General features: G+C 72.9%; 17 protein-coding genes. 13 read left to right on the forward strand and 4 right to left on the reverse strand.

Annotated features, from left to right (window positions below):
- Window positions 1–38 precede the first annotated feature (38 nt).
- Window positions 39–353: a lysine transporter LysE gene (locus ACIQVI_RS08305; protein WP_351971191.1), complete on the forward strand. Its 315-nt coding sequence runs from the start codon at window positions 39–41 to the stop codon at window positions 351–353.
- Window positions 354–378: 25 nt separating this feature from the next.
- Here ACIQVI_RS08305 and ACIQVI_RS08310 read toward each other — a convergent pair whose 3' ends face one another.
- Entirely contained in the window at window positions 379–750 is a 372-nt protein-coding gene (locus ACIQVI_RS08310; protein WP_403592750.1) for a hypothetical protein, read from the reverse strand.
- 191 nt (window positions 751–941) lie between these two features.
- Between ACIQVI_RS08310 and ACIQVI_RS08315 the strand changes: the two genes are divergently transcribed.
- From ACIQVI_RS08315 to ACIQVI_RS08325, 3 genes are all read left to right on the forward strand, one after another.
- Entirely contained in the window at window positions 942–4676 is a 3735-nt protein-coding gene (locus ACIQVI_RS08315; protein WP_403592753.1) for an ABC transporter ATP-binding protein, read from the forward strand.
- Between the two features lie 84 nt (window positions 4677–4760).
- Window positions 4761–5183 carry a hypothetical protein gene (locus tag ACIQVI_RS08320; RefSeq protein ID WP_351971194.1) on the forward strand — a complete coding sequence of 141 codons (423 nt, stop codon included), beginning with the start codon at window positions 4761–4763 and terminating at the stop codon, window positions 5181–5183.
- Between the two features lie 99 nt (window positions 5184–5282).
- Window positions 5283–6752, forward strand: a complete 1470-nt coding sequence (locus ACIQVI_RS08325; protein ID WP_403592757.1) for an aminopeptidase — start codon at window positions 5283–5285, stop codon at window positions 6750–6752.
- 61 nt (window positions 6753–6813) lie between these two features.
- Here the strand turns inward: ACIQVI_RS08325 and ACIQVI_RS08330 are convergent, their stop codons facing one another.
- Window positions 6814–8658 (reverse strand): glycoside hydrolase family 3 protein, encoded by a 1845-nt coding sequence (locus ACIQVI_RS08330; protein WP_403592760.1) that lies wholly within the window; start codon window positions 8656–8658, stop codon window positions 6814–6816.
- A gap of 229 nt (window positions 8659–8887) precedes the next feature.
- A complete protein-coding gene (locus tag ACIQVI_RS08335; RefSeq protein WP_351971630.1) occupies window positions 8888–9799 on the reverse strand; it encodes a LysR substrate-binding domain-containing protein in 912 nt (303 codons plus the stop codon).
- A gap of 108 nt (window positions 9800–9907) precedes the next feature.
- Between ACIQVI_RS08335 and ACIQVI_RS08340 the strand changes: the two genes are divergently transcribed.
- Window positions 9908–10852 carry an EamA family transporter gene (locus ACIQVI_RS08340; protein ID WP_403592764.1) on the forward strand — a complete coding sequence of 315 codons (945 nt, stop codon included), beginning with the start codon at window positions 9908–9910 and terminating at the stop codon, window positions 10850–10852.
- A 151-nt stretch (window positions 10853–11003) separates the two neighbouring features.
- Here the strand turns inward: ACIQVI_RS08340 and ACIQVI_RS08345 are convergent, their stop codons facing one another.
- Window positions 11004–11897, reverse strand: a complete 894-nt coding sequence (locus ACIQVI_RS08345; RefSeq protein ID WP_351971632.1) for a LuxR C-terminal-related transcriptional regulator — start codon at window positions 11895–11897, stop codon at window positions 11004–11006.
- Between the two features lie 409 nt (window positions 11898–12306).
- Between ACIQVI_RS08345 and ACIQVI_RS08350 the strand changes: the two genes are divergently transcribed.
- From ACIQVI_RS08350 to ACIQVI_RS08385, 8 genes are all read left to right on the forward strand, one after another.
- Window positions 12307–13107 (forward strand): hypothetical protein, encoded by an 801-nt coding sequence (locus ACIQVI_RS08350; RefSeq protein WP_351971633.1) that lies wholly within the window; start codon window positions 12307–12309, stop codon window positions 13105–13107.
- Between the two features lie 205 nt (window positions 13108–13312).
- Entirely contained in the window at window positions 13313–13897 is a 585-nt protein-coding gene (locus ACIQVI_RS08355; protein WP_351971634.1) for a GNAT family N-acetyltransferase, read from the forward strand.
- 335 nt (window positions 13898–14232) lie between these two features.
- A complete protein-coding gene (locus ACIQVI_RS08360) occupies window positions 14233–14817 on the forward strand; it encodes an isochorismatase family cysteine hydrolase (protein ID WP_351971635.1) in 585 nt (194 codons plus the stop codon).
- 29 nt (window positions 14818–14846) lie between these two features.
- A complete protein-coding gene (gene hypE / locus ACIQVI_RS08365) occupies window positions 14847–15875 on the forward strand; it encodes a hydrogenase expression/formation protein HypE (RefSeq protein ID WP_351971636.1) in 1029 nt (342 codons plus the stop codon).
- A gap of 31 nt (window positions 15876–15906) precedes the next feature.
- Window positions 15907–18294 (forward strand): carbamoyltransferase HypF, encoded by a 2388-nt coding sequence (gene hypF / locus ACIQVI_RS08370; protein WP_403592769.1) that lies wholly within the window; start codon window positions 15907–15909, stop codon window positions 18292–18294.
- A gap of 4 nt (window positions 18295–18298) precedes the next feature.
- The gene (locus ACIQVI_RS08375) at window positions 18299–19645 is read left to right on the forward strand and encodes a diaminobutyrate--2-oxoglutarate transaminase family protein (RefSeq protein ID WP_351971638.1); all 1347 of its coding nucleotides are present in this window, start codon (window positions 18299–18301) and stop codon (window positions 19643–19645) included.
- A gap of 73 nt (window positions 19646–19718) precedes the next feature.
- Entirely contained in the window at window positions 19719–20432 is a 714-nt protein-coding gene (locus ACIQVI_RS08380; RefSeq protein ID WP_403592773.1) for a hypothetical protein, read from the forward strand.
- Window positions 20429–21844 carry an MFS transporter gene (locus tag ACIQVI_RS08385; protein WP_403592775.1) on the forward strand — a complete coding sequence of 472 codons (1416 nt, stop codon included), beginning with the start codon at window positions 20429–20431 and terminating at the stop codon, window positions 21842–21844. Before ACIQVI_RS08380 ends, ACIQVI_RS08385 begins: the two co-directional genes overlap by 4 nt.
- The last annotated feature ends 6 nt before the right edge of the window (window positions 21845–21850 follow it).

Consider the following 21850-nt stretch of genomic DNA (forward strand, 5'->3'; position numbering starts at 1 on the left):
CCCCACCGACGGTCCGTGTGCGTGCGCGAGGGGGAGTCGTGGCGGGATGGGTCAAGGGGTTCCTGAAGGGCACGGTGGAGGAGGTCGCCGAGGCCGTGGGCGAGCTGCTGTTGCAGCTCCTGGCCTGCGCGCTCTTCGTCGGCCTGGTGGCCCTCGTAGTCCGGGGCTGGAGCGTGAGCCCCGTCCTGACCGGCGCGGGCGGCGGGCTCTTCGCCCTCTTCACGGGCTACGGCGCCTGGGAGGCGTTCCGGGGCTCCGCACGGCACCGCAGGGGGCGCCTGGCGAGCGCCGCCGTCGTGACCGCCGGCGTCGTCGCCGTCTTCGCGTACTTCGCGAGCGGCTGCTCCTGCTGACGCCCCCCGGCACCCCGCCCCCGCCTCAGGGCACCAGCGCGCCCCACTTCTCGCGGTAGTGCCCGATCTGGTGCGCGTACCCCTGCCGGAACTCGCCGATCTCCCGGGGGGTCAGGTTGCTGCCGCTCATCCGCTCCGGGGCCACCAGCCCGGCTATGTCCCCGAAGACCACCGCGGCGGCCTCGGCGTGGGCGCCGCCCCTCTCCCGGGCGTGGAGCAGATGGATTCCGGCCCGTGCCAGGAGCCGCTTGAAGTTGTTCCGGGGGGTGTCCGTCGTCTCCTTCACCTCCGAGGACGCCCCGAGGGTCGTCCGCCCCTCCGCCAGCCCCTCCAGGACCTGGAACGCCGCGTGCAGCCGCCCCCACCCGTACGGCCTGCCGTCCTCGACCCGCCCCATGCGTCCCCCTCCGGCCCGTCCGCGACACCGCCGGCACGGCGGCTCCGGACTTCCCTACCCATCCCGCGGCTCCGCGACCCGTTCACCCGGAGGGCCTAGGACCACGGTCCGATCTTTGTTGCGGCGGGATGAAATCCCACGTCGGCCGCGTTGGGGCTTCCGGTAGAGCAGGACGGACGGGAGGGCCACACGTGGCGGCGGTCGGGGAGAAACAGCGGGGCTGGGCGCGCAGGCTGGCCGGGTACGCCTGGCGGTACCGGGCGAACACGCTCCTGGCGCTCGGGTCGTCGCTCGTCGGCATGGGCGTCCTCGCCCTCGTGCCGCTCTTCACCAAGGTGATCATCGACGACGTCATCGGGACGAAGACCCGGGACCTCGCGACCTGGACCGGGCTCCTGATCGGGGCCGCCGTCCTCGTCTACGCCCTCACCTACGTCCGCCGCTACTACGGCGGGCGCCTCGCCCTCGACGTGCAGCACGACCTGCGCACCGACATGTACGGCACCATCACCCGGCTCGACGGGCGGCGGCAGGACGAGCTGTCCACCGGGCAGGTCGTCGGGCGGGCCACCACCGACCTCCAGCTGATCCAGAGCCTCCTCTTCATGCTCCCGATGACCATCGGGAACGTCCTGCTCTTCCTGATCTCGCTGGGCATCATGGCCTGGCTCTCCCCGCCGCTCACCCTCGTCGCCCTCGCCGTCGCCCCCGCCCTCTGGTACATCGCCCGGCGCAGCCGCACCCGTCTGCACCCCGCCACCTGGCACGCCCAGCAGCAGGCCGCCCTCGTCGCCGGGGTGGTCGACGGGGCCGTGTCCGGCGTCCGGGTCGTCAAGGGCTTCGGCCAGGAGGACCAGGAGACCGGCAAGATCCGCGAGGCCGGGCGGAGGCTCTTCGCCGGCCGGCTGCGGACGGTCCGGCTGAACTCCCGGTACACCCCCGCCCTCCAGGCCGTGCCCGCCCTCGGCCAGGTCGCCGTCCTCGCCCTCGGCGGCTGGCTCGCCTACGAGGGCCGGATCACCCTCGGCACCTTCGTCGCCTTCTCCTCCTACCTGGCCTCGCTCGTCGGCCCGGTCCGGATGCTCGCCATGGTCCTCACCGTCGCCCAGCAGGCCCGCGCCGGCGTCGAGCGCGTCCTCGACCTCGTCGACACCGAGCCGGTCGTCAAGGACGGCACCAAGGAACTGCCCGCCGACGCGCCCGCCGCCGTCGAGTTCGACGACGTGAGCTTCGCGTACGAGGACGGGCGTCCGGTCCTCGACGGGTTCTCCCTGGAGATCCGGCCCGGCGAGACCGTCGCCGTCGTCGGCGCCTCCGGCTCCGGCAAGTCGACCGTCTCCCTCCTGCTCCCCCGCTTCTACGACGTCTCCCGCGGCGCCGTCCTCGTCGGCGGCCACGACGTCCGCGAGCTCACCCTCGACTCGCTGCGCGCCGCCGTCGGCCTGGTCCCCGAGGACTCCTTCCTCTTCTCCGACACGGTCCGCGCCAACATCGCGTACGGCGCCCCCGACGCCACCGACGAGCAGATCGAGACGGCCGCCCGCGCCGCCCGGGCCGACCGGTTCATCGCCGAGCTGCCCGAGGGGTACGACACGAAGGTCGGCGAGCACGGACTGACCCTCTCCGGCGGCCAGCGCCAGCGCGTCGCGCTCGCCCGCGCGATCCTGGCCGACCCCCGGCTGCTCCTCCTCGACGACGCCACCTCCGCCGTGGACGCCCGGGTCGAGCACGAGATCCACGAGGCCCTGAAGTCGGTGATGGCGGGCCGTACGACCCTGCTCATCGCCCACCGCCGCTCCACCCTCAACCTCGCCGACCGCATCGCCGTCCTCGACGGCGGGCGCCTCGCCGACATCGGCACCCAGGAGGAGCTGGAGGAGCGCTCCCCGCTCTTCCGGCGGCTGCTCACCGACCCCGAGGAGCTGGGCGCCGTCTCGCCCGGCCGCGTCGCCCCGTCCGGACCGGCCGAGGACCGCACGCTGCGGGACGAGCTGGACGCCGAGTTCGACGCCGAGCGGGGCATCACCCCCACCCTGTGGGTACGGGACGGGGACGCCGGCCGGGAGAGCGCCGCGCCCGGCGCCACCCCCGAGCTGCTCGCCGCCGTCGCGGCCCTGCCGCCCGCCACCGACGTCCCGGACGTCGACGAGGCCCGGGCCGTGGCCCCCGAGGACGCGTACGGCCTGCGCCGGCTGCTCCGCGGCTTCGGCGTCCCGCTGCTCATCAGCCTCGGCCTGGTCGCCCTCGACGCCGGCACCGGGCTCCTGCTGCCCGTCCTGATCCGGCACGGCATCGACGAGGGCGTGAACCGGCTCGCGATCGGCGCCGTCTGGGCGGCCTCCGCCCTCGCCCTGCTCACCGTGCTCGTCCAGTGGGTCGCGCAGACCGCCGAGACCCGGATGACCGGCCGCACCGGCGAGCGGGTCCTCTACGCCCTGCGCCTGAAGATCTTCTCCCAGCTCCAGCGGCTCGGCCTGGACTACTACGAGCGCGAGCTGACCGGCCGGATCATGACCCGGATGACCACGGACGTGGACGCCCTGTCCACCTTCCTCCAGACGGGCCTGGTCACCGCCTTCGTCTCCGTCGTGACCTTCTTCGGGATCATGGTCGCGCTGCTCGTGCTCGACCTCCAGCTCGCCCTGGTGGTCTTCGCGACCCTGCCGGTCCTCGTCGTCGCCACGTACTTCTTCCGGCGCTCCAGCGTGAAGGCGTACGAGCTGGCGCGCGAGCGGATCAGTGTCGTCAACGCCGACCTCCAGGAGTCGGTCGCCGGGCTGCGGATCGTGCAGGCCTTCCGCCGCGAGCGCTCCGGCACCGAGCGGTTCGCGGAGCGCAGCGACTCCTACCGCGAGGCCCGCGTCCGGGGCCAGTGGCTCATCTCGATCTACTTCCCGTTCGTCACCCTGCTGTCCTCGGCCGCCGCCGCGGCCGTCATGGTCGTCGGCGCGAACCGCATCGAGGCCGGCACGCTCACCACCGGCGCCCTCGTCGCCTACCTCCTCTACATCGACCTGTTCTTCGCGCCCGTGCAGCAGCTCTCGCAGGTCTTCGACGGCTACCAGCAGGCCGCCGTCTCCCTGAAGCGGATGCAGGAACTCCTCCAGGAACCGACGTCGACGGCCGCCGCCGACGCGCCCCTGGACGTGCTCTCGCTGCGCGGCGAGATCGCCTTCGAGGACGTCTCCTTCGAATACGGCAACGACGTCGGCGACGGGGGAGAGGCGGCGCTGACCGGGGTCGACCTGCGGATCCCCGCCGGGCAGACCGTCGCCTTCGTCGGCGAGACCGGGGCCGGGAAGTCCACCCTGGTCAAGCTGGTCGCGCGGTTCTACGACCCCACGGGCGGCCGGGTCACCGCCGACGGCACCGACCTGCGGGACCTCGACCTCACCGCGTACCGGCACCGGCTCGGGGTCGTCCCCCAGGAGGCGTACCTCTTCGCCGGGACGGTCCGGGACGCCATCGCCTACGGGCGGCCCGAGGCGACCGACGCCGAGGTGGAGGCGGCGGCCCGCGCGGTCGGCGCGCACGACATGATCGCCACGCTCGACGGCGGCTACCTCCACGAGGTGGCCGAGCGCGGCCGGAACCTCTCCGCCGGGCAGCGCCAGCTGATCGCACTCGCCCGCGCGGAGCTGGTCGACCCGGACGTCCTGCTCCTGGACGAGGCCACGGCGGCCCTGGACCTGGCGACCGAGGCCCAGGTCAACCAGGCCACCGACCGCGTCGCGGGCCGCCGCACCACCCTCGTCGTCGCCCACCGCCTGACCACGGCCGCGCGCGCCGACCGGGTGGTCGTCATGGACCACGGGCGGGTCGCGGAGGACGGCACCCACGACGAGCTGCTCGCCCTGGGCGGGCGGTACGCGAAGCTCTGGAGCACCTTCGTGGGGGAGGCGGAGCCGGCGCGGGTCGAGGCCTGAGCCGGAGCGGAGGCAACCGTTCGGACCCCCGGCGCGTCGTAGACCCGTACGCCCGTACGGAGCTTCACCCGGGAGGGGGGCCGCATGGCCACGGACGACACGCCGGCCGCACGGCGCGGGCGGCGGGCGCTCGCCCGTGTCCTCGTGCCGTGCCTCACCGCCCTCGCGCTGCTCCTGCTGCCCTTCCCCGGCGGCCCGGGCGCCGGCACCGCCGACGCCGTCTCCGTCTGCCAGGGGCGGCCCACCCGGACGATCGCCTTCCCCACCGGGGAGCTGCGCCTCTACCGGACCCGGCAGTACGTCTGCGCGATCACCGTCGGCCGGACCGCCGGCCCCCGCCGGGCCATGTCCGTCTCGCTCCAGCCGCGCGGCGGCCGGCCCGCCGTCAGGTCCGGCCGGTTCGACCGCCAGACCGGCCCCCTCACCGTCCACGCCCTCAACCGCTGCGTCCGGGCGGCGGGTTCGGTGGCCGGAAGGGGAACGTCCACGGGGTGGATCCTGTGCTGAAGCACAGGAAAGTTCACGAGTAAGGACCAACTGGGTCTGGCGGTCCACACGTTGCCCCCGCTAGGTTCGCGACACCGTTGTGAATCATGGGGAGGGTGTATGCGCAAGTCGCTCAGGCTGCTGCTGTCGCTCTCGGTGCTCATAGGCACCGTGGGCTCGACCGGCGTGGCTACCGCCGCGGACACGGACACCGGCAGCGCGGCCGTCATCGACGCGCGGAACGCGGCCGCCGACCAGGCCGCGGCCAAGGACATCAAGGACCGCATCCTGGCGATCCCCGGGATGACCCTGATCGAGGAGAAGCCGTACGCCGGCTACCGCTTCTTCGTCCTGAACTACGAACAGCCGATCGACCACGCGCGCCCGTGGAAGGGCACGTTCCAGCAGCGGATCTCGGTCCTCCACAAGGATGCGGACCGCCCCACCGTCTTCCGCACCAGCGGCTACGGCCTGAGCACCACGCCGAGCCGGGCCGAGCCGACCCGGATCGTCGACGGCAACCAGATCTCCATGGAGTACCGCTTCTTCACCCCGTCCCGGCCGCAGCCGGCCGACTGGTCGAAGCTGAACATCTGGCAGGCCGCCAGCGACCAGCACCGGATCTTCACCGCCCTCAAGAAGATCTACGGCAAGAAGTGGCTCTCCACCGGCGCCTCCAAGGGCGGCATGACCGCCACGTACTACGAGCGCTTCTACCCGCGCGACATGGACGGCGTCGTCGCCTACGTCGCCCCGAACGACGTGGTGAACGACGAGGACTCGGCCTACGACCGCTTCTTCGCGACCGTCGGCACCAAGGAGTGCCGCGACCGCCTGAACGGCCTCCAGCGCGAGGCCCTCGTCCGGCGCGCGCCCCTCCAGGCCAAGTACAAGGCCTGGGCCGAGGCGCAGGGCGCCACCTTCAACACCGTCGGCACGCTGGACAAGGCCTACGAGGCCGTCGTCCTCGACTTCGTGTGGGGCTTCTGGCAGTACTACGGCCAGGACGTCTGCGACCAGATCCCGGTCGCGAAGACCGCGACCGACGACGAGGTGTACGACACGATCGACGCCTACTCCGGCTGGTCCGCCTACACCGACCAGGGCCTGGAGCCGTACACGCCGTACTACTACCAGGCGGCCACCCAGCTCGGCGCGCCCTTCATCAAGCAGCCGCACCTCAAGGGTCTGAGCCGCTACGGCTACCAGCCCGCGCGCAACTTCGTGCCGCGCGAGATCCCGATGAAGTTCGACCCGCGCGCCATGAAGGACGTGGACTCCTGGGTCCGCAACAACGCGCGCCAGATGCTGTTCGTCTACGGCGGCAACGACCCGTGGGGCTCCGAGAAGTTCCGCCTGGGCAAGGGCGCGCGCGACAGCTACGTGTACGTGGCCCCGGGCGCCAACCACGGCGCGAACGTGGAGGGCCTGGTCGAGGCCGAGCGCAAGAAGGCCACCGCCCGCATCCTCGCCTGGGCCGGCGTCCCCGCCCCGGCCGCGCAGGCGGCGCAGCCGCTCGCCCGCTTCGACGCCCGCCTCGACAAGGCGGTCGACGAGGAGGCGACCCGGGAGCACGGCCTGCGGCCGTAGTCACCGGTGACGTGGGAAGGGGGGGCGCGCCCGTCCGGGCGCGCCCCCCTTCTTTCATCCGCTAGCGGTACGAGAGGCCGTACCCGACCGGGTACAGCACCCGGCCCGGGTCGTCGGCGCTCTGCACCGGCACCGGAAGCCGGCCCCGGGGCTTCGCCCGCCCGGCCAGGACCCGGACGGCGGCCCGGAGTTCGACGTCGGTCCAGGAGTACGCGGCGAGGGTCGCCCGCTGGCCCGTCAGGTGCGCGATGTCGTACGGGTTGCGGATCGCGACCGTCACGACGGGCACCCCGGTCGCCGCGAGCCGCGCCACCAGCGTGCGCTGGGTGCTGGTCGCGGTGACGTTGTACGTGCCCACGACCACCACGTCCCGGCCGGCCGCGGCCGCCACCGCCTCGTCGATCTTCGCGGTGGTCGGGGCGGTCCCGGTGGAGAGCGCCGTCGCGGTGAACCCCAGCTCCCGCAGGGCCTCCGCCAGGGTGGCGGTGGGCGGCCCGGTGGTGCCGGACGGGGAGGCCGGGTCGGCGCCGACGACCAGGACCGAGCGGTGGCGCGCGGGGCGCAGCGGCAGGAGGCCGCCCTCGTTGAGGAGCAGGGTGGTGGTCGTCTCGGCGATCCGGTCGGCCTGCGCGAGGTGGGCCCCGGAGCCGACCACCCGCTCGACGCCCGCCCGGGTCACGTACGCCTGCCGGAACAGGCCCAGCTTCGCCTTGAGGCGCAGGATGCGCAGGATCGATTCGTCGAGCCGGGCCTCGGTCAGCTCGCCGTCGCGGACGGCCTTCAGGACCGCGTTCCAGGCGACGTCGAGCTTCGGCGGGTTGAGCAGCTGGTCCACCCCCGCCCGGAGGGCGAGGACCGGGACGCGCTCGTCGCCGTACTTGGTGCGCACGCCCTCCATGCCGAGCGCGTCGGTGACCACCACGCCGTCGTAGCCGAGCCGTTCGCGCAGGATGCCGGTGAGAATGGGCCGGGAGAGGGTCGCCGGGTCCCCGCTCGGGTCGAGCGCGGGAACCACGATGTGGGCGGTCATGATCGAGTCGATGCCGGTCTCGATCGCGGCCCGGAACGGCGGGGCGTCCAGCTCCTCCCACTGCTCCCGGGTGTGGGTGATCGTCGGCAGGCCGTAGTGGCTGTCGACGGCGGTGTCGCCGTGGCCGGGGAAGTGCTTGGCGGTGGCCGCCACCCCGGCCCGCTGGTAGCCCTGGACCTGGGCGGCGACGAGACCGGCGACCGCGTGCGGGTCGGAGCCGAAGGAACGGACGCCGATGACCGGGTTGGCCGGGTTGACGTTCACGTCGGCGACCGGGGCGTAGTTCTGCCGGATGCCGATCGCGGCGAGTTCCTCGCCCGCGATCCGCGCGGCCCGGCGGGCGTCGGCGTGCGAGCGGCCGGCGCCGAGGGCCATCGCACCGGGCAGCAGGGTCGCGGGCTCGCCCACCCGGCAGACGATGCCGTGCTCCTGGTCGGTGGAGATGAGCACCGGGACCGGGGTGGGCCGGGCGAGGGCCGCCTGCTGGATGCCGTTGGAGAGGTCGGCGATCTGGTACGGGTCGCGGGTGTTGTGGGCCCAGGAGAAGTAGATGATCCCGCCGACGTGGTAGCGCGCGACCAGCTCGGCGGCGGTGCGGACCCCGATCTCGGCGAGGTTGGCGTCGACGTCGGCCTGGTCCGGGGCGGTCGCGGAGTGCCCGTACACCCGCATCACGAAGAGCTGGCCGACCTTCTCCTCCAGGGACATCCGGTCGACGATCCGCCGGAGCCGCCGGTCGTCGTGCCGCTCGGGCGCGGCCAGCGCGGGGGCGCTCGCCCCGGTGACGGCGGCGGCCGCGGCGGCGGCGGTCACCGCGAGGAGGGTGCGGCGGGAGGGGGAGGGAGTGGGAGCGGAGGCGGGGGCGCGGTGGTGCACTGGTGCTCCTTCCGGCCGTGCGGGGTTGAAGGAAACTTCCAAGGAGTCACGGATAGCCGGAAAGTAACTGCCAGGTCAAGGACCCGCGCGGGAATCGCCTGGCGGCGGGCCTGAGTGGGGGTGCGGATCGCCGGGCGGCGGGCTGTTCGTGGGGGGCCTGGGGTGGCCGGTCCGGGGGCGTTGCGGGTTGCCTCGTGGAGGGGGCCGCGCGGGAGCCGGTGGTGGGCCGTCAGACCGAGGACGCTATGGCCGGCCAGAGGTCCTGGAGGGTGCGGACCGTTTCGCGGATGGCCGGGCGGCGGGCCGCGCCCGTGCGCCACATGGCGTGCAGGCGGCGCTTCGGCATCGGGTCCAGGCGGATCGGCGTCACCCCCGGCGGCAGCGCCCCGCGCCCCAGGCGGGGCACCAGGGCGATGCCCAGGCCGGCCGCCACGAGCGCCACCTGCGTGTGGTTCTCGCCCGCCTGATGGACGATCAGCGGCTCGTACCCCGTCGCCCGCAGCGTCCGTACGAGCCAGTCGTGGCAGACCGACCCCGGCGGCTGCGAGATCCACCGCTCGCCCGCCAGCTCCTCCCGGCGCACCGACTCCCGGGCCGCCAGCGGATGGTCCCCGGGGACGAGGATGTCGCACAGGTCGTCGCCGACCACCGCCTGCTCGACCCCCGGCGGGGCCGGCAGCGGCGCGATGTCCCAGTCGTGCGCCACGGCCAGGTCGATCACGCCCCGCGCCACCAGGTCGACCGACAGGTGCGTGTCCACCTCCGAGAGCCGGAGGTCCAGATCGGGGTGGAGCCGGGTCAGCTCCGCGAGCGCCCGGGGCATCAGACCGCGCGCCGCGCTCGGGAAGCAGCCGATCGCGAGCCGCCCGGAGGGCTTGCCGCGCCGCTCCTCCAGGCGCACCTCCGCCTCCTCCATCAGGGCGAGCAGCCGGCTCGTGGTGGCCGCCAGCTGATGGGCCTCGTCGGTGAGCCGGATGCCCCGGCCCTGCCGTTCGAGCAGGGTGGTGCCGGTCTCCCGCTCCAGCTTGGTGATCTGCTGGGAGACCGCCGACGGGGTGTAGCCCAGGGCCTCGGCGGCGGCGCCCACCGTCTTGTGGACGGAGACGGCGTGCAGGGCGCGAAGACGGCCGATGTCCAGCACGGTGACCACCTCGGAGACTGCGGAGGAGCGCGGAATGTAGCGTCACTACATCCAATCATGTAGCGATCCGTGCTGGTGCTACACGGTCGCCGAGGGGATCCTCGGACCATGCGCCCCGCACACATCGCCCTGGCAGCGCTGGTCGCCGCTGTCTGGGGAGTCAACTTCGTCGTCATCGAGATCGGCCTCGGCCACTTCCCGCCGCTGCTCTTCTCGGCCCTCCGGTTCCTCGCCGCCGCCCTGCCCGCCGTCTTCCTCGTCGGCCGCCCGAAGGTGGCCTGGAAGTGGATCCTGGCCGTCGGCCTGGTCCTCGGCGTGGCCAAGTTCAGCCTGCTCTTCATCGGCATGGACCTGGGGGCCCCGGCCGGGCTCTCCTCGCTGATCCTCCAGATCCAGGCGGTCTTCACGGCGCTGTTCGCCTTCGTGGCCCTCGGGGAGCGGCCGGGCCGCGTCAAGGTGGCCGGCATGGCGATCGCCCTCGCGGGCATCGCGGTCGCGGCGGTCGACGAGGGCACCTCGGGCCCCCTGATCGGCTTCCTCCTGGTGATCGGCGCGGCGGTCTGCTGGGGCGTCTCCAACGTCCTGACCCGCAAGGCCTCCCCGCCCGACGCGCTCAACTTCATGGTCTGGGTCAGCACCGTGCCGGTCCTGCCGCTGCTCGCCCTCTCGCTCCTCGTGGAGGGCCCCGAGCGGGACCTCGCCGCGCTGCGCGGCCTCGACTGGACGGGCGTCGGCGTCATCGTCTACGTCGCCTGGATCACCACCATCTTCGGCTTCGGCGCCTGGGGCTGGCTGCTGCGCCGCTACCCGGCCTCCTCCGTGGCCCCCTTCTCGCTCCTCGTACCGGTCTTCGGGATGTCGTCGGCCGCGCTGTTCCTGGGGGAGGGCATCAGTGGACTGCGCTGGTGCGCGGCGGCGCTGCTCGTCGGCGGCGTGGCGCTGACGTCGCTGTGGCGGGGAACGCCGCCCCCCGTTCCGCCGGCGGTGACGCCCGCGGAACGGGAAACGGCTCCCCACGACCAGCTGTCCGGCGGCGGTCTCCCCAGGGGGTGACTCGCCGATCGTGCCGGGCTCGCGGGGTCCGGCACCGCACCTCGCGGCGTTGTCGTCACTCGCCAGGGCTCCGCCCTGCCTCCCTCCTCCGCCTTGCGATGCACGGCACCGGACCCCGCTCCCTGATCCGGCCCGATCGACGAGTCACCCCCTAGTGGCCGCTGAACGGCTCCTTGCTCAGCAGGTAACCGGCGTGGAGCCGGTTGCGGGCGCCGATGCTTTTCATGATGTGGGAGATGTGTCGCTGGCAATTCCGCAGGGAAATTCCGACGACCTGGGCTATTCGTTTGTCCGATTCCCCCTGGGTGAGCAGCGAGATAATGGCGTGCTGAATCTCGGACGTGGCCGCCGCCCGATCCGCCCTGCGTTCTTCGGGCGAGAGGTCGGAAGCCGTGGTCCAGGCCCGGTCGAAGGCCTCCGCCACGAAAGCTACGACCTGCGGATCCCGTACGATCACGGCGCCTTTCGAGTCGTCGAGGAGTGGCAGGATTCCGATCTTTCGGTCGAATATGATGCAGCGCGGAAAGCCGCCCGCGAGGGTACGCACCTGGGCGCCGAGGGGGGTCACCAGGTCGACGTACGAGAGGGTCGCGGGACTGAAGCGCGCCGTGTGCTGGTAGAGGGTCCGCATCCTGACTCCCCGGTCCAGCAGTCTGGTCGTGCGGTCCATACTGTCGGCGAGGACCTCCTCCACGCGGGCGCCACCGGGCTGCGAGGAGAGCGCCTCCTCGCAGCACTCGTCCGCGAAGCCGGTGATCAGCCGGCGCACGTCGGACAGCTCGTGGACGACCTCCAGCGAGCAGTGGGCGTGCTGGGCACGCGGAGTGTGCAGTTCGAGCTGGTCCAGGCCGCTCCGGAGCTCGTCGACGAGCGCCTGGGTGCGGTTCAGCTCCCGCTGGAGCGGATTGAGGACCTTCACGCGCGCGAAGTCCACGGGATGCGGGACCAGCGGCTCCGGTCCGCTGTCGCCGCCCGCGCCCCCGGTGCTCAGCAGCCCCAGCTCGCGCAGGTCCCGGACCGCCTCGTCGGTCTCCCCCCGGTCCATCCCGAGGGCCTCCGCCGCGGTTTCGACGGTGCACCTGGGCGATTCCGATACGAAGCGGTACAAACGGTCCGCCGATTCGTGGAGCGGCGGCGGGGTAATCGCACGGCTTCTGCCGGTTTCATTCAATGTATCCTCCTGTCATGTTTCCGCCAGGAGCAACATGATCCCAGAGGGGACTGGTCTAGAAACGGCTTTCCGCCGGAGGATGAGCGAAGCGCTGACGACCTCAACGCTCGTCCGAAAGGTAGGGGTTTTCCATGGCACGTGCAGCGAGAAACATTCTCGCCATCACGGCTTCCGCGGCTCTGTCCTTCCTTCTCGTCCAGGGAACCGGCACTCAGGAAGAGCGCGCATTCCTCGCCGGATCCGGCCAGAGCAAAGTGATCAACGACCTCGGGTGGGGATGACCATGCCTCGTAGCAAGTCGTACAACACGTACTCCAGCCTCCAGCGCCCCGAGTTCCGCAAGCGCGTGGACGAGCTCCTCCTGAAGTTCGAGCGTGACTTCTACGAGAAGAGCAAGGGCGCGGAGGGGATGCTCGACGCGAACAAGTTCGACATGGACCTCTACAAGCGCCACAACGTGGAGACCATGATCCGGATCGGTCTCAAGCGCGCCGTGGACCCGCTGGTCGCCAACTACTGGGCCACCCGCGACCCGCAGCTCTCCAAGGAGTGGGGCCTGTACGGCGCCGAGGAGGGCCGGCACGACCGCATGTTCGCCGGCGACCTGCACAAGGTCGGGATGACGGACGAGGAGATCTACGCGATCCGTCCGACCTTCGCCACCGAGCTGCTCAACGGCTACTTCTACTACACGCTCGCCACCGAGGGCCCGCTCGCCTCGATGATCAGCGGCTTCTACCTCGAGTACATCGCGGGCAAGACCCAGCCCGACTGGCTCGACATCATGGAGCAGCACGTCGGCGCCAACAACACCAAGGGCGCCCGTGCCCACCTCGCGCTCGACGAGGACGACGACCACGTCGACATGGTCTGGAACATGATCATGCGCGTGATCAAGGACGAGGACGACGAGGAGCGCTTCGTCGAGCACCTCACGAAGATCAACTCCCTCTTCGTCTCGTACTTCGTCGAGGTCTACGCCGCCACGGTCCTGGGCCTCGGGTCCGACCCGTCGCAGCTGACGCAGGTCTCGCCCGGCGCCGCGGTGCAGACCAACCTGCAGGCTCGGGTCGCCGCGGTCTGACGCTCCGGGTCCGGGGCTCCGGGGCGTCGCCGCCCCGGAGCGCGCCGCGGACCCGACCGGCACCCGAACACCCCCCTGGCGACACCGGACACCGCGCACCCACGACCCCGCCCCACGCCGCCCGCCGCGGCGCCGGGCGGTGCGGGCGGCGGTGTCCGGTGTCCCTGCGGGCTGCCCACCGTCCGGCAAACCCACGGGAAGACCCATGCGATACGAATGGCCGCGCGAACTGTCCGAGAAGGACATGCGCGAAATGATCGAGCTGATGGACGCCGTCGCGGTCAAGGAGCAGACCCTCGGCTTCTACGAGCCCGTCGGCCCCGAGAAGGGCCTGGCGCTGATGCGGGCCTTCGACGCCGACCTGCGCAAGGGCGCGATCGACGTCCTCGCGGTCCGCGACGAGGAGGACGACCGGATCGTCGGCATGGTGACCCTCGCCCGGGCCCCGCTGCCGGCCCGCCGCCACATCGTCGACATGCGGCGGTGCGTCATCGCCCCCGACCGCCGGGGCCAGTTCCTCCTGGAGGGCTGGTCCGAGGCCCTGCACAAGGCGCGCGACATGGGCTGTGAGGTCATCACCCTCGAAGTCCGCAGCGACGGCCCCGTCGGCCTCTGGGAGCGGCTCGGCTTCCGCGAGTACGGGCGGCTGCCCGACTACGCCCGCCTCGACGGGCGCGAGGCCGTCACCGGCCACTACCTGTACGCGCGGATCGCCGACGTCCTGGCCCACTTCGAGGCCACCGGCACCTGGCTGCACGAGCCGCAGGAGAGCGCCGCCCTCGCGGGCTGACCCCTCTCCCCGCACGATCCGCAGGACCCGCACGACCCGCACGATCCCGCACGACTCGTCAGACCCGCACGGCCTGCACAGCCCGCACGGCTCCGTACCACCGCAAGGCCCGCACGATCCCGTACGACCGCACGTCCCCGTACGGACCCCGTATCCGCCCCGCACCGCCGGGCGCGTACGGCTTCACCTCCTCCCGGACCCGCCCGCGTCCCGCGGGACGGCCCCGTCGTGCCCGCACCCGGGCCGGCACACCGCCGCACGTCCCGGAGCATCCCGCCGGCGCCCTCCGCGCGCCCGGCGCCCACACCCGCACGGCCTCACCGAAGGGCACACCCATGTCCAAGATCGCCGTCCTCACCAACGACCTCCAGTACGAGCTCGTGGAGAAGAACCCCGAGCGCGTCGCGGCCGTCGCCGCCGCCACCCCGCACTTCACCGGCTTCCTCGACGAGATCCGCCGCCGCGGCCACCACGTCTTCCACCTCCAGCTCGTCAACGACCCCGACGACCCGAACGCCGAGCGCTACGACGGCCACCTCCCGGTCCAGCGCGGCACCCGCGGCGCCGAGGTCCTGGAGGAGTTCCTCGCCCCCGAGGACGTCGTCATGGAGAAGAGCAAGGACTCCGGCTTCTACGAGACGGACCTGCACGAGCGCCTCCAGGCCCTCGGCGTCGACACCGTCCTCATCACCGGGATGCAGACCCAGATCTGCGTCCAGACCACCGCCGCCGACGCCTTCTTCCGCGGCTACAACATCTGGGTCCCCTCCGACTGCGTCGTCTCCGCCCGCCAGGAGGACAAGGACCGCGCCCTGGAGTGGCTGGCCGGCTACTGCGCCACCGTCTCCGACTCCGCCGAGGTCATCAGCGTCCTCGACGCCGAGGGCACCCTGCCCCGCAAGAACATCAAGACCCCGTGACCGCGCCCCTCCCCGACCCAGGAGCAGCCATGACCGCGAGCACGGCCGGCAGCAGTGACGAGATCCTCCTCGACCACGGCACCGGGGCGAAGCTGAGCCAGGAACTGGTCCAGCTGATCGCCGAGACCCTCGGCGACGTCTACGTCGGCATCATGGAGGACAGCGCGATCCTCCCGGTCGAGACCGGGCGCATCGCCATGACGACGGACTCCTTCGTCGTCGACCCGCCGTTCTTCGGCAACGGCGACATCGGCAAGATCGCCGTCTGCGGCACGGTCAACGACCTCGCCGTGGCCGGATCCCGCCCCAAGTACCTCACCCTCGGCCTGATCCTGGAGACGGGCCTGCCGATCGAGCGCCTCACCCAGGTCCTCGTGTCGATCCGCGAGACGGCCCGCGAGGCCGGCGTGCAGATCGTCGGCGGCGACACCAAGGTGGTCCGCAAGGGCGAGGCCGACCAGCTCTACCTCAACACCGCGGGCGTCGGCGTCTTCGAGCGCGAGCCGCTCTCCATGACCGACGTGCGCCCCGGCGACAAGGTCATCCTCAGCGGCCCCATCGGCAACCACACCGTCCACCTGCTCTCCATCCGCGAGGGCCTCGGCTTCGAGCAGCGCGTCGACAGCGACTGCGCCCCGCTGAACAACCTCATCGACGGGGTCCTCAGCCGGGTGCCGGCCGGCGCCGTCCGCTCGATGCGCGACGTCACCCGCGGCGGCCTGACCGCCGTCCTCCACGAGTACGCCGGAAAGCTCGGCCGCACCGTGCGGGTCGACACCCCCAGCCTGCCGATCCAGCACGAGACCGCCATGGCGGCCGACATGCTCGGCATCAACCCGCTGCACTGCGCCAACGAGGGCTGCCTCGCCGTCTTCGTCGACCCCGCCGCCGAGGCGGACGTCCTGGCGGCGCTGCGCTCGCTCCAGTACGGCGAGCACGCCGTCACCATCGGCGAGATCTCCGAGGACACCGAGGCCCTGGTGCTGCTGCGGGACGCCGACGGCCGGGAGACGCAGCTGGAAGAACTCCTCGGGGCCGAACTGCCCCGGCTCTGCTGAGGACCCGACCCAGGAAACGAGGGGGATCACCATGAGCACCGTGACGTCTCCGCCGGACACCGCGACCTCCCCGCCGGCCACCGAGGAGTGGCGGCTGCGGGTCACCGGGGTGGTGCAGGGCGTCGGCTACCGGCCGTTCGTCTACAAGCTGGCCCGGGAACTGGGCCTCTCCGGCTGGGTCCGCAACGACCCCGAGGGCGTCCTCGTGGAGGCGTCCGGACCGGACGCCGCCCTGGCCGAGTTCGCCGCCGGTCTGAAGGACCGCGCGCCCGAACTCGCCCGCGTCGACGGTGTCGTGGTGACCCGGGGGCTCCCCGCGGGCAGCGTGCCCGCGGGCCCCTTCACCATCGTCCACAGCGAACACTCCGGCGCCCGCACCGCCCTGCTCCCCGCCGACACCCACGTCTGCGGCGACTGCCAGGGCGAGCTGCGGGACCCGAACGACCGGCGCCACCGCTACCCGTTCATCAACTGCACCAACTGCGGGCCCCGTTACTCCATCATCCAGGACCTGCCCTACGACCGGCCGGCCACCACCATGGCGTCCTTCACCATGTGCGCGGCCTGCAAGGCCGAGTACGAGGACCCGCTCGACCGGCGCTACCACGCCCAGCCCAACGCCTGCCCCGACTGCGGGCCCCGGCTCCTGCTCACCGACCGGGAGGGGCGCACCACCGAGGGCGACACCGCCCTGCGCGGCGCCGCCGAGGTCCTCGCCGACGGCGGGATCGTCGCCGTCAAGAGCGTCGGCGGCTTCCACCTCGCCGTGGACGCCACCCAGCCCGGGGCCGTGGCCCTGCTGCGCCGCCGCAAGCGCCGCGACTCCAAGCCCTTCGCGGTGATGGTCCGCGACCTGGCCACCGCCCAGCGCCTCGCCGTCCTCTCCGAGGACGAGATCGACGTCCTGCGCTCCCCGGCCCGGCCCATCCTGCTCGCCCGCAAACAGCCCGACGCCCTGCCCGAGTCGGTCGCGCCCCGCAACCCCAACCTCGGGATCATGCTGCCCTCGGCGCCCCACCACCACCTGCTCCTGGACGAACCCGGCCTGGAAGCACTGGTGATGACCAGCGGCAACATCTCCGGCTACCCCATCGCGTACCGCAACGAAGAAGCCCTGGAGCAGCTCTTCGAGATCGCGGACGTCATCCTCTACCACGACCGCGACATCGAGATCCGGGTGGACGACTCCGTCGTCCGGCTCTCCGTCCACGACGAACTGGACGCCCCGCTGCTCCAGTTCGTCCGGCGGGCCCGCGGCTACGCCCCGTACCCCGTGGACGTCGGCCGGGAGGTGGCGCCCGCCGTCGCCCTCGGCGCCGAGCTGAAGACCACGGTCGCCCTGTCGCACGGCAGCAAGGTCTTCCTCAGCCAGCACATCGGGGACCTCAAGAACGACGAGACCTTCGCCTCCCACCGGCGCACCGCCCGCCACCTCGCCCGGCTCTACGCCCTGGAGCCGCGCCTGACCGCGCACGACCTGCACCCGCAGTTCCGCTCCACCCGGGCCGCGCTCGACGGGGACGGAGAAGGGGACGGCGCCGGCCGGACCGTGGTCGAGGTCCAGCACCACCACGCCCACATGGCCTCCTGCATGGCCGAGAACCACGTCACCGGCACCACCCTCGGCGTCATCTTCGACGGCTTCGGCTACGGCGAGGACGGCACCGTCTGGGGCGGCGAGTTCCTGCTCGGCGACTACGCCGCCTACCGGCGCGTCGGGCGCCTGCGCCGACTGCCCCTGATCGGCGGCGACCAGGCCGTCCGCGAACCCGTCCGCACCGGCTACGCCCTCGCCCTCGACGCCTTCGACGGCGACCGGGAGAAGGCCGTCGCCGCCTTCCCCGCCCTCGCCGAACTCGACGAGCAGCAGCGGCACGTGTACGCCACCATGGCCGCCCGGGGGATCAACTCCCCGGCCACCTCCAGCATGGGCCGCCTCTTCGACGGCGCCGCCGCGCTCGCCGGGGTCTGCTCCCGGGCCGAGTACGAGGCCCAGGGGCCGATCGAGCTGGAGGGCCTGCTCGCCCGCGACTCCGCCCCGGAGGCCGCCTACCGCTTCGGCGCCGGCACCCCCGACGAGGACGGTCCCGTCGAGGTCGACCCCCGGCCCGTGATCCGGGCCATGGCCGACGACCTCGCGGCCGGACTGCCCGCCGACCGGATCAGCCGCCGCTTCCACACCGCCGTCGTGGAGATGGTCCGCGACCGCTGCCGGGCCTTCCGCGAGGAGACCGGCGTGCGGCAGGTCGTGCTCTCCGGCGGCGTGTTCCTCAACGAGTTCCTGCTGCTCAACTGTCTGACCGGGCTGACCGCCGACGGTTTCGACACCTACGTCCACCGACAGGTCCCGACCAACGACGGCGGCATCGCCCTCGGCCAGGTCATGGTCGCGGACGCCCGAACATCCCCTGGGAAGTGATGACGTGACCACCCGCACGACAGCCCCCACACCGGACGAGATCTACGCGTACGTCCGGGCCCGCGAATCCGGCGCCCGCACCTATGCCACCGCTTTCGGCCAGGTCCTCCAGGACGGGCTCGGCGCCCGCGTCCGCGACGGCCACGGCACCGAGTACATCGACTGCCTGGCCGCCGCCGGCACCCTCGCCCTCGGCCACAACCACCCCGAGGTGCTCCGCCGGGTCCACGAGTACCTGGAATCCGGCCAGGTGCAGCAGGCCCTCGACCTGACCACCCCCGCCAAGTACGCCTTCCTGTCGGCGCTCTACGAGAACCTGCCCGGCACGATGGCGGACACCTTCCGCACCCAGTTCTGCGGGCCCGCCGGGGCCGACGCCACCGAGGCCGCGATCAAGCTCTTCAAGACCGCCACCGGCCGCCGCACCGTCCTCTCCTTCCACGGCGCCTACCACGGCATGACGGCCGGCTCGCTGGCCCTCACCGGCAACCTGGGCGCCAAGGAACCGGTGCCCTCGCTCATGCCGGACGTGCACCACCTGCCCTACCCCTACGACTACCGCTGCCCCTTCGGCCTCGGCGGCGACCAGGGGATCCGGGTCGGCCTCACCTACATCGAACGGCTGCTCACCGACCCCGAGAGCGGCATCACCAAGCCCGCCGCCGTCTTCGTGGAGGCCGTGCAGGGCGAGGGCGGCGTGATCCCCGCGCCCCCCGAGTGGCTGCGCGGACTGCGCGAGATCACCGCCCGGCTCGACATCCCGCTCGTCCTGGACGAGATCCAGGCCGGCTGGGGCCGCACCGGCACCATGTGGGCCTTCGAGGAGTCCGGCATCGAGCCCGACGCCGTCCTCGTCTCCAAGGCGATCGGCGGCGGCTTCCCGCTCGCCCTGATGCTCTACCACGGCAAGTACGACGCCTGGCTGCCCGGCGCCCACGCGGGCACCTTCCGGGGCAACCAGATCGCCCTGGTGGCGGGCGCGGCCGCCCTGGAGGTCTTGGCCGAAGAAGGACTCGTGGAGAAGGCCGCCGTCAAGGGAGAGTTGCTCGGCGGCCTGCTGCGGCGCCTCGCCCGGACCCGTCCGGAGATCGGCGACGTCCGCGGCAGGGGCCTGATGTGGGGCGTCGAGCTCGTCGACCCGGACGGCGAGGCCGACGCCCTGGGCGCCCGGCCCGCCGACGGCGACCGCGCCCGTCGCGTCAAGAAGGCCTGCCTGGAACACGGACTCCTTCTGGAGAGCGGCGGTCGGCACGGCGCCGTGCTCCGGCTCCTTCCGCCCCTCACCATCACGGAGGAAGAGATCCACGCAGTGGTCGGCGCCCTGGAGAAGGCCCTCATCGACTGCGCCTGAGGGGGCGCCGGGGGCCCGCTCCCGGGAGCCGGGCACCACGCGAACAACGCGACGACGTGAAGGAACGAAGCACATGACGACGGCAACCGGTGCCGGGCAGTGGCGGGTCGACTTCGACGCCGAGGTGGTCTTCAGCAACGGCGGCTCGCTGCGGACCGAGGGCTTCCGCCTCGACATCCCCGGCGACGACATCGACGACGCCGAGCTGGGCGAACTCCTCGTGCGGCACCTGGGGCTGCTGATGGTCGGCGGTACGACCATCAGCCGCAAGGAGCTGATCCGGGAGCCGCACAAGGGCTCGCGCAACACCGGGGCGGCGGACGGCGCCCCCGTCCGCCGCACGGTCGACCTGACCGGCCCCGGCACCCGCCTGGACCGGCCCGCCGGGGCACCGGAGGGCATCGAGGGTCTGGTCGACCTGCCCGTCGTCCTGGTCCGGCTCGCGGGCACGGACGAGCCGGTCGCCGACCGGCTCGCGCTCGCGCCCTTCGAGCCGGCCGGGCACGCCGTCGTCGTCCACACCGGCCGCCCGGACGGCCCCTTCCTCACCCCGGACGCCGTCGCGCTCCTCGCCGGGCGCGGCGCCGCCCTGGTCGCCACCGACAGCGTCGAGCGCGACGGCCCGGCGTCCAAGGCCCTCGCCGAGGCCGGGATCCCCGTCCTCACCGGCCTGACCTGCCTGACGGACCTCCCGGCCGTCGGCGTCCGCCTGCACGCGGTCCCGCACCCGGCCGGACACGGCGACGGGGACGGGGACGGCGCACGGGTGTACGGGGTGGCCGAATGAGCACCTCGGAGATAGGCACGGGGGCGGTGCCTCCGGCCGGAACGACGCCCCCGGAGGTCCCGGCCCCCACGGCTCCGGCCGGCAAGGCACCCGCCCCCGACTCCGCCGCCCCGGCCGGCAAGGCCTCCGCACCCGCCCCCGCCCGCAAGTCCCGTCGCGAGCTGCTCGCCGCCAGCGTCGGGTCCGTCGTGGAGGCGTACGACTGGACGATCTACGGGGTGCTCGCGCCGTACTTCGCCGAGCAGCTGTTCCCCGGGTCCTCGCCCACCGCCCGGCTGATCGCCGCGTACCTCGGCTTCGCGCTCGGCTTCCTGGTGCGGCCGCTCGGCAGCGTCGTCATCGGGCGGCTCACCGACACCCGGGGCCGCCGCTTCGGACTGTCCCTCACCGTCGGTCTGATCGCGGCCGGTTCGCTGCTCCTCGCGATCGTTCCCGGCCACGCCTCGATCGGGATCGCGGCCCCGCTCCTCGTGGTCGCCGCCCGGCTCGTGCAGGGCCTGTCCGTCGGGGCCGAGAACCCGACCGCCGCCGCGTACGTCACCGAGACGGCACCCGGCCGCCACCGGTACTTCTACAGCGCCGTCTCCTACGGCGGCGTGGTCCTCGGCAGCGCCCTGTCGTTCATCGTGCTCAGCGTCCTCCTCGGCGTGTTCGGGGAGACGGGCGTCGAGGACGGCGCCTGGCGCCTCGCCTTCGTCTTCGGCGCGCTGCTCGGCCTGACGGCCCTGTGGATCCGGCGCGGCGCGGCCGAGAGCGAGGTCTTCGCCGAGGACGCCCGCGAACGGAAGCGCACGCGCGGCGCCGCGAGCCCCTGGCCCGTGCTGCGGGCCCACCTCGGCCCGCTCTCCGTCGTGTTCGCCATCACCTCCGGCGCCACCACCGTCTTCTACTTCCTCACGGTCGACTTCCCGTCCTACGCCGCCGCCGCGGGCGCCGCCACCAAGGAGGAGGCCTCCGGGGCCCTGCTCCTCGGCATGGTGGCCCTCCTCGCCGGAATGCTCGCGGCGGGCAGGGCGGCCGACCGGTTCGGGGCCCTGCCCGTCCTCCGGACCGGCTTCGCCGGACTCGCGCTCGGCTCCGTACCGCTGCTCGCCGGGATGGTCGCGGGCCGCGTGCCCGTCCCGGTCGTCACGGTGGTGCTGCTGTTCCTGCTCGCCCTGCCCCTCGCCGTCAGCAACGTCTTCGCGGGGCAGCTCTTCCCGCCCGCCGTCCGGGCCGTCGCCGTCGGCCTGCCGGCCGCCCTCGCGATCAGCCTCTTCGGCGGCACCTTCCCGGCCCTCGCCGAATGGCTGCGCTCCGCCGGCCACGGCGGCTGGGTGCCGTGGTGGCCGGCGATCACCTGCGCGGCGGCGCTGCTCGCCTCCTGGGGCGTGCGCGAGCACCCCCTTCCCGACACCTCCGTCTCCGAGTGAGGACGC

The sequence above is a fragment of the Streptomyces sp. NPDC098101 genome (assembly GCF_044760185.1).
Lineage (GTDB): Bacteria > Actinomycetota > Actinomycetes > Streptomycetales > Streptomycetaceae > Streptomyces.